Source organism: Chitinophaga nivalis, from assembly GCF_025989125.1.
Taxonomy (GTDB): domain Bacteria; phylum Bacteroidota; class Bacteroidia; order Chitinophagales; family Chitinophagaceae; genus Chitinophaga; species Chitinophaga nivalis.
The window spans coordinates 8558349-8565697 of record NZ_JAPDNR010000001.1; the positions used below are offsets into that span (position 1 = coordinate 8558349).

Here is a 7349-nt window from a genome sequence, read left to right on the forward strand (position 1 = left end):
AAAACTGCTGTGTTTCCACAAAAAATAATCAAAGATTATTTGTGGTTAGCAGCGAAGCTCTGTGTTAAAGTAAAGCCAGATTCGTCAATAGCGTAAGTGATGCTATCGATATTAGTAGTAAAGTAGTTGTACATGATGATAGCGATAGCAGAAGTACCGATACCCAGTGCAGTGTTGATCAAAGCCTCAGAGATACCTAACGCCAGCTGTGCAGAGTCTGGTGCACCACCGGAAGACATCGCCGCGAACGCCTTGATCATACCCAATACTGTACCGAACAGACCCAACAGGGTTGCTACGGAAGCAATAGTAGATAAGAATACCAGGTTCTTTTCCATCATTGGCAGTTCCAATGCAGTAGTTTCTTCGATTTCATTTTTGATGGTCAGGATCTTCTGTTCTGTATCCAGTTCAGAGTTAGTAACCATTTCTTTGTACTTTTTCAGACCAGCTTTCAGTACGTTACCTACAGAACCTTTCTGTTTGTCGCACTCAGCTAAAGCTGCATCTACATTCTTGTTAGCCAGGTGGTACTGTACTTTACGTACCAGCTCAGAACCGCTGAATTTACCTTTAGCTTTTGCCAGGTACAGGAAACGCTCGATAACGAAAGTCAGACAGATCAGTAAAACAGAAATCAGAACAGGTACTACCAAACCACCTTTGTAAATGGTACCTAACCATTTACCAATACCAGTATCAATCGGATGAGCATCTGGATTGTTACCCTGGAAGTTGGCTGGATTACCTAATACAAAAAAGAAAAACAGAAATCCTATCACTAAGCAGATAGGCACCGCCAAAGCCGCAAACAGGTTGGATGACTTTTTAGGTTGATGAGAAGAAGCCTTAGCTGTAGCTGCAGTCACAGTTGTTTTAGTCTCAGCCATGTTGATTGAAATTTTAGTGTTAAAAATTAAACTATTGTTTGTTAGAAGTTACTCTTTTTTACCCCTGGAATGCCTCTCTTGACACCCAATTTACTGTTTTAACCAGTGATTCGCAAAGTTATACGGTTGGTCTAAAAAAACAAGTGCAGCTCAAAAAAACCCACAAAAATTAACCTTCACACGTAAAAGCCCCACCACAGGGCTTTTCACCTCGCGTTTTTTCTTGAGCAAACACTTACATTAGCAAATAAACCAATATTGCAGTTCTCATAACTGACTGTTACTGTCCCAATTCTTGAAATGGTTTGATTTTTTTCAAAGTTGGACGCACAATTTAAGAAAATTTTCAAATGTTCCAACAGAAATCTTACAATTCTGAGAACTAATTTATTTCCGCGCCAGTCAAGAGTTTCCGCTTAAGCTAATTGCTTTTAGCAATGCTTCATCTATAATTTTCATGCCCTGACAGATCAAAATCAATACGGTTGCGGATACCATCCTGCCAACCCTATCCTTCCCCATATCATCTTATTATCTGCTATAATAATAAATGCTTACATAAAAAAAGTTGCCACCGCAACTACTGTTTAAACCTACATGAACAACATAACCTTCATTTTTTCCATTCCTACTCCCATTAACACGCTTATGGATTTTCCTCATAAGTTAATACATTATATACTTACTTGCAAAGCGTTTTGAAAAAAACTATAGTAATATTCTAAAAACCAACCACTAAAAAGCAATGAGCAAACCATTCCACAACAAGCTGATGATAGCCATGGCAGGCGCACTGTGCCTTGGTACTACCATCGGTATGCCGGCAAACGCACAACGGAAAAAAAATGCCGGAACGCCTGCTCCCAGTACCGCTGCCGCCAAGGATTCCACAGGAAAACCGCCGATGATCAAACCTGGCCCTAAGGCCGGACCAAAATCATTTGGCGAAGTTATCAACGAGAAGGCTAAAGCCGATTCCGGACTGTTCAACATCTACAAACAGGATGACCGCTTCTTCTTCGAAATCCCGGACAGCCTCCTCGGAAGAGATGTATTGGTAGTCAATCGCATCTCCAAATCTGCCGCCGGCTTAAGGGCACAGATGATGGGCTTCAGCGGCGACATTATCGGCGAAAACGTTATCCGTTTCGAAAGAGGACCGAACAATCGCATCTTCCTGAAAAACATCTCCTATTCAGATGTCTCCAAAGATTCGACCCAGCCCATGTTTACGGCTGTCATGAATTCCAACCTGCAACCTATATCGGCTGCCTTTGATATCAAAGCCTTCTCGAAAGAAAACAAAGGCAGTATCATTGATCTGACGGAATACATCAGTGGCGATAATGATGTGCTGTTCTTCGACGGTATGATTAAAAACATGCTGAAACTGGGCGGATTACAACCCGACAAGTCCTACATCTCTGATGTAAGGTCTTATCCGGTAAATACGGAGATCAAAACCGTTAAAACATACAGCAGAAGCGGAGGACCAGGCATGCCCGGTATGCCGCCTGCACCAGGTGGAAACGCTACTGTGGAACTCAACAGTTCTATGGTATTACTGCCGGCTGTACCCATGCAACCCCGTTACTTCGATCCCCGTGTAGGATTCTTTACCGCTGGTGTGACCGATTTCGATGCGGATCCACAAGGTGTTAAGCGCCTCCAGATGATCACCCGCTGGCGCCTGGAACCCAAAGCGGAAGACGTGGAAAAATATAAACGCGGTGAACTGGTAGAACCTAAAAAACAGATCGTATTCTATATTGATCCGGCTACCCCTACGAAATGGCGTAAATACCTGATTATGGGTGTTAACGACTGGCAAACTGCCTTTGAACAGGCTGGTTTCAAAAATGCCATCGTCGCCAAAATGGCGCCTACTCCGGCTGAAGACTCTACCTGGTCTATTGACGATGCCAGATTTTCTGCTATCGTGTATAAACCTTCAGAAGTGCCTAATGCAAGTGGCCCGCACGTACACGATCCCCGCTCCGGCGAAATCCTGGAAAGCCATATCAACTGGTACCATAATGTAATGCGGTTATTACGCAACTGGTATTTCGTACAGGCCGCACCTAACGATACCCGTGCACGCAATATGCAGTTCAGCGACGAATTAATGGGAGAACTGATCCGTTTTGTATCTTCCCACGAGGTAGGTCATACCCTGGGATTACGCCATAACTTCGGCTCCAGCTCCACCTATCCGGTAGAAAAACTCCGGGATAAAGAATGGGTGAAAGCCAATGGCCACGCCGCCTCCATCATGGACTATGCCCGCTTTAACTATGTAGCCCAGCCAGGCGACGGTATTAGCGGAGCAGACCTCTACCCACGTATCAACTTCTACGATAAATGGGCTATTGAATGGGGTTACAAATTATTACCGGAAGCCAAAAGCGCTGAAGCTGAAAAAAGTACGCTCAACAAATGGGTGGTAGACAAACTGAAAGACAAAAAGTATTGGTTTGGAACAGAATCCAACCCGGATGATCCGCGGTCACAAAGTGAAGACCTGGGAGATAATGCCATGAAAGCCAGTGGCTATGGTATCAAAAACCTGCAGCGCATTCTCCCTAACCTCCTCACCTGGACCAAAGTAGAACAGGAAGGATATGCCAGCCTGGGTGAACTGTATAAGGAAATAGCCGGCCAATTCAGCCGCTACATGGGCCATGTCGTGAAAAACGTGGGTGGTATCTATGAAACGCCTAAAACAGTTGAACAGGAAGGCGGTGTATATGAATATGTACCAAAAGCTACCCAGAAGGAAGCCATACAGTTCCTGAATCAGCAGTTGTTCACTACACCTAAATGGTTAATCAACCAGGATATATTAAGCCGTATTGGCGGAGATGCTCCTTCTATCATCCTCACCCGTCAGGAATCCATATTGGACCGTTTAATGAGCGCCCAGACGCTGAATAAACTGGTTAATGGAGAAACTGCCCTGGGTACCGCTGCTTATCCTGCTACAGAAATGCTGCAGGATCTGAAAAAAGGCATCTTCACGGAATTAACTACCCATCAGCCGATAGATGTATATCGCAGGAATCTGCAACGTGCCTATGTCGACAACCTGTCTGAACTGGTAACACCTGCCCCTGCTGCCAACCCGGCGATGGGAGGTGGAGGTGGTAACCTCGCTGCCAGAACAGATGGCGCCAGCATCGGCCGTGCGCAACTGACCGCGCTCAGAACAGAGTTACGGGCAGCTATCAGCACCGATGCCATGACCCGCAATCATCTACAGGATCTCATTGCCCGCATCAATAAGGCACTGGACCCTAAATAACGTAAAAGCATAAACGAAATAAAGATCCCTTTCCCGCAGTTGCGGAAAGGGATCTTTTCATTTTATCCCCTTCCGGCTTCCTGTTTCTTTTCTTACAGAAAATGCTTAATATAGCTGCATTATTTACATACGAAGCCTCAAAAAGTGAAAGATCGCACGAATAGAATAACTATATATGATATTGCCCAAAAGCTGGACTTGTCTGCTTCCACGGTTTCCCGCGCATTACAGAATAATCCGCTGATCAATCTGGAAACACGGGAGAAAGTACAGGAAACAGCTGCCGAAATGGGTTATGTAGCCAACTGGATGGCCTCCAGCCTGCGTAAAAAGAGGTCCAATATCCTGGGGTTAATTGTTCCGCGTACTTCTATGTACTTTCAAAGTACAGCGATCAGCGGCATACAACACGAAGCCCATAAATACGGGTTCAGTATTGTCATTGGCCAGTCGGACGAAACTGTGGCGATGGAAAAGGAACTGGTACATACTTTTTACTCACTCCGCGTGGATGGTCTGCTGGCAGTAGCTTCTATGTTTACCACCAACTTCGACCATTTTAATCCGTTTATAAAGAATAATATCCCACTGGTTTTTTATGATCGCGTACCTGCAGATTTCCCAGGTTATACCATCACCGGGGATGATTTCAAAGGAGGATTTCTGGCAACGGAACACCTCATCAAACAAGGATGCAAACGCATTGCTCACTTTTCCGGCTCGCTTACCTGTAACCTTTATCAGCAAAGACTTGCAGGATATAAAGAAGCATTGGCCAAACATAAAATTCCCTTCGACGAACAACTGGTTTATATACATAACCTGACGATGGATGCCGCTACTCAGGCTGCACAGCAAATGCTGGATAAACGTAAACAACCGGATGGGCTGTTTGCTGCCAACGACAGCTCTGCTGTAGCCTTTATCCAGGAAGCCCGGAAACGGGGCATTGATATCCCCGGACAAATAAAAGTAGTGGGATATTCCAATGATCTTTCTTCCCGTATTATCTCTCCTTCATTGACCACCATTGAACAATCGGGATATAATATGGGACAAAAAGCCGTGGAAACACTGGTACAGCTTATCAATCATGATGAAACCGTGAAAGTGACCAAAAACTATATTTTTCCCGTTGAGCTGATCAGTCGTGAATCCACTGCTTCTTAGTATACAACCATCACGATTATCATCATACATAACCTACAACTTTATGAAAAAAATCTGCTACCAATTTATCCTGTTGCTGATAGCGGTCGGTATTGTCTCGTGTAACAGACATATTTATGTGCCCAATACCGTTAATGTTCCGCTATTAAAGGAGAAACATGAATTCAAAGCCAGCATCTCTCCTACTAATCTGCAAACGGCTTTTGCCTTAACAGATAACCTGGCGATTATGGCCAACGGACAATATGTATACCGCTTCGATTTTTCCGACCGGTCAGACGAACAGGGCCTGTTTGTAGATAACCAAACCCGGGGTGGCGTAGTAGAAGGTGCTATTGGGTTTTTCAAGCCTTTCGGTCCGAAGAAACAGATGGTATTTGATGCATTCGCCGGCTATGGTATGGGGAGTTTTAAAACTTTTACTATTGATAAAAACGACAATCCGGATGCTAACGCCAACGACTATCTGTTAAAAAACCGTTTCAGTAAAGTTTTTATACAACCCAGTATCGGCTTCGTACATCCGGTGGTGGAAGCTGCGTTCAGCTCCCGCTTCTCCATGTTGAATTTCTATAACAACACCATTGGTCCGAAAGCATTTGAAAATGATGCAACCGGTAAGTCCAACTTTCAGCATATCAATAGCCAGTCTAATTTTTTCTATGAACCGGCTTTTACCTTCCGGGTAGGATACAAATATGTCAAATTCCAGCTGCAGCTTCAGGCATCTATTCCAATTACCAACAGCGACTATAGAGAATATAAGCTAAATGAATTCTTTCAGCCGCTGGCGTTTGGAATGGGTGCATCTATTGATATCGCCCGTTGGTATCATCAGATCGGTAAAAAATAATGTGAGATATCGGGCAGATGCCTGACATCTTATCAAGACACTATAACAAAAGGCTTTGGCATACCGTCGCCAAAGCCTTTTTGTTGGTATCCATGATCCATACTGTTACCTCCTGATAATACAGCGCCATTGCTACCCTCATATATGCTGCCTGCTCTATTGTATTATAATCATTAATATCGTTTACGGCTATACGAATACTATCGGGTCATCAGTTACCTGATAATGATTCGTAATGATCACTATCTCGTTTTCTTATGACGATATTATTCTTCTTACAAGTATTTGTGATTTTTTTTGAGAGAGATAAAGATATAGGATGATAAAATGAGGATGGTATCCTTTCCTGCTGTTTCGGGAGATCTTTGTTATAATAATGAGGGATAAATATTTTCCTGACGGATGTTGTATGCTATAAACGAAAAAAGCCTTAGTGAATAAACACTAAGGCTTTTTTAATAAGTATGGCAGCTACCTACTCTCCCGCATGATAGTGCAGTACCATCGGCCATGAGGGGCTTAACTTCTCTGTTCGGAATGGGAAGAGGTGAACACCCTCGGCATAACCACCATAAAATCTTGTCAGTAAAACACTATGTGTTTGTACTGAGTAATAATATATCTCTGAAAAGAACTGTCAATATCAAAAAAACAAGGCCATACGCACATTATCCAATCTACTGCTAAACGGTATGTACCTCTTTGTTTCCTGTGGAAACGATTGGTTGTATATCCGCTACAACCTGGGATGATCTAAAAGAAAAAGCCTTAGTGCTTATCACTAAGGCTTTCTTAATAAGTATGGCAGCTACCTACTCTCCCGCATGATAGTGCAGTACCATCGGCCATGAGGGGCTTAACTTCTCTGTTCGGAATGGGAAGAGGTGAACACCCTCGGCATAACCACCATAAGATCTTTTGTCTGTAATATTGAGCCAGTTACTTTGCAGCTACTGTCTCCAGACACTAATAAGATAACATATCGGGAAAGTTGTATACGAACTTAAGCGTAATATTTAAAAAAGTTAAAGCTTACGGGCAATTAGTATTACTCGGCTGCGATGTTACCACCCTTACACCTGTAACCTATCAACGTCATAGTCTCTGACGGCCCTTAAAAGTAAACTCATCTTGA

General features: G+C 43.5%; 4 protein-coding genes and 3 rRNA genes. 3 read left to right on the forward strand and 4 right to left on the reverse strand.

Annotation, left to right across the window (positions count from 1 at the left end; translation table 11 throughout):
- Positions 1 to 35 precede the first annotated feature (35 nt).
- Complete coding sequence (locus OL444_RS31695) at positions 36 to 890, reverse strand: MotA/TolQ/ExbB proton channel family protein (protein WP_264726494.1); 855 nt, start codon at positions 888 to 890, stop codon at positions 36 to 38.
- 745 nt (positions 891 to 1635) lie between these two features.
- Here OL444_RS31695 and OL444_RS31700 point away from each other — a divergent pair.
- The 3 genes from OL444_RS31700 (at position 1636) to OL444_RS31710 (ending at position 6214) form a co-directional block, all read left to right on the forward strand.
- Positions 1636 to 4191 (forward strand): zinc-dependent metalloprotease, encoded by a 2556-nt coding sequence (locus OL444_RS31700; RefSeq protein WP_264726490.1) that lies wholly within the window; start codon positions 1636 to 1638, stop codon positions 4189 to 4191.
- 144 nt (positions 4192 to 4335) lie between these two features.
- Positions 4336 to 5361 carry a LacI family DNA-binding transcriptional regulator gene (locus OL444_RS31705; RefSeq protein ID WP_264726488.1) on the forward strand — a complete coding sequence of 342 codons (1026 nt, stop codon included), beginning with the start codon at positions 4336 to 4338 and terminating at the stop codon, positions 5359 to 5361.
- Positions 5362 to 5404: 43 nt separating this feature from the next.
- Positions 5405 to 6214 carry a hypothetical protein gene (locus tag OL444_RS31710; protein ID WP_264726486.1) on the forward strand — a complete coding sequence of 270 codons (810 nt, stop codon included), beginning with the start codon at positions 5405 to 5407 and terminating at the stop codon, positions 6212 to 6214.
- 462 nt (positions 6215 to 6676) lie between these two features.
- Here OL444_RS31710 and rrf (OL444_RS31715) read toward each other — a convergent pair.
- The 3 genes from rrf (OL444_RS31715) to OL444_RS31725 all read right to left on the reverse strand — a co-directional run.
- Positions 6677 to 6788 (reverse strand): 5S ribosomal RNA (gene rrf, locus OL444_RS31715).
- A 225-nt stretch (positions 6789 to 7013) separates the two neighbouring features.
- Positions 7014 to 7125, reverse strand: a 5S ribosomal RNA gene (rrf, locus tag OL444_RS31720).
- A gap of 110 nt (positions 7126 to 7235) precedes the next feature.
- Positions 7236 to 7349 (reverse strand): 23S ribosomal RNA (locus tag OL444_RS31725); the annotation flags it as partial.